The sequence below is a fragment of the Streptomyces sp. L500 genome (assembly GCF_054551825.1).
In genome coordinates, this window is sequence record NZ_JBTOLC010000121.1 from 1 (window position 1) to 1,434 (window position 1,434).

The window sequence follows — 1,434 nt, forward strand, 5'->3', positions numbered from 1 at the left end:
GACCTCAAGGCGCTTGCCGCCCACCTCGACCACGACCGTCTCGCGGCCGAGTTCCTCTTCCTCCTCGGCGGCGGCGCCGGTGAAGGGCGGGATGGTGTTGGTGAATTCGGTTTCGATCCAGCGGGTGTGGATGTGGAACGGGTCGCTGGTGAAGGCGGGGTCGGTGACCACGGCGCGGTGGAAGGGGATGGCGGTGGCCATGCCCTCGACCTGGAACTCCGCCAGCGCACGCGCCGCGCGCTGCAGCGCCTGCTCACGCGTGGCACCCGTCACGATCAGCTTCGCCAGCAGCGAGTCCCACGCCGGGCCGATGACGCTGCCGGACTCCACGCCCGCGTCCAGACGCACACCGGGGCCGGTGGGCGGGGTGAAGGTGGTGACGGTGCCGGGGGCGGGCAGGAAGTTGCGGCCCGGGTCCTCGCCGTTGATCCGGAACTCGAAGGAGTGACCGCGTACCGCCGGGTCGTCGTAGCCGAGTTCCTCGCCGTCGGCGATCCGGAACATCTCCCGCACCAGGTCGATCCCCGTGACCTCCTCGGTCACCGGGTGCTCGACCTGCAGACGCGTGTTGACCTCCAGGAAGGAGATCGTGCCGTCCGCACCGACCAGGAACTCCACCGTGCCGGCGCCGACGTAGCCGGCCTCCTTCAGGATGGCCTTCGACGCCGCGTACAGCTGGGCGTTCTGCTCATCCGACAGGAACGGCGCGGGGGCCTCCTCCACCAGTTTCTGGTGGCGGCGCTGCAGCGAGCAGTCACGCGTGGAGACCACGACGACGTTGCCGTGGGTGTCGGCCAGGCACTGGGTCTCGACGTGGCGGGGCTTGTCGAGGTAGCGCTCCACGAAGCACTCCCCGCGCCCGAACGCCGCGACCGCCTCACGCACCGCCGAGTCGTACAGCTCGGGGACTTCCTCCAGGGTGCGGGCGACCTTCAGGCCGCGGCCGCCGCCACCGAACGCCGCCTTGATCGCGATCGGCAGACCATGCTCCTCGGCGAAGGCCACGACCTCCTCCGCCCCGGAGACCGGGTCGGGGGTACCGGCGACGAGAGGGGCACCGGCACGCTGGGCGATGTGCCTGGCCGCGACCTTGTCACCGAGGTCGCGGATGGCGTGCGGGGGCGGGCCGATCCAGGTCAGGCCGGCGTCGAGGACGGCCTGGGCGAACTCGGCGTTCTCGGAGAGGAACCCGTACCCCGGGTGCACCGCGTCCGCACCCGACTCCGCCGCGGCGGCCAGGACCTTGGCCATGTCCAGATAACTGGTCGCCGGGGTCTCACCACCCAGCGCGTACGCCTCGTCGGCCGCCCGGACATGCAACGCGTCACGATCCGGATCGGCATAGACCGCCACACTGGCGATCCCCGCGTCCCGGCACGCACGAGCGACACGGACAGCGATTTCGCCACGATTGGCGATAAGCACCTTGCGCAC

General features: G+C 70.8%; 1 protein-coding gene. It reads right to left on the reverse strand.

Annotation, left to right across the window (positions count from 1 at the left end; genetic code table 11):
• Window positions 1-1,434, reverse strand: a 1,434-nt coding sequence (locus ACX9I7_RS32590) for an acetyl-CoA carboxylase biotin carboxylase subunit (protein ID WP_459389398.1), incomplete at both ends; no start/stop codon positions are given.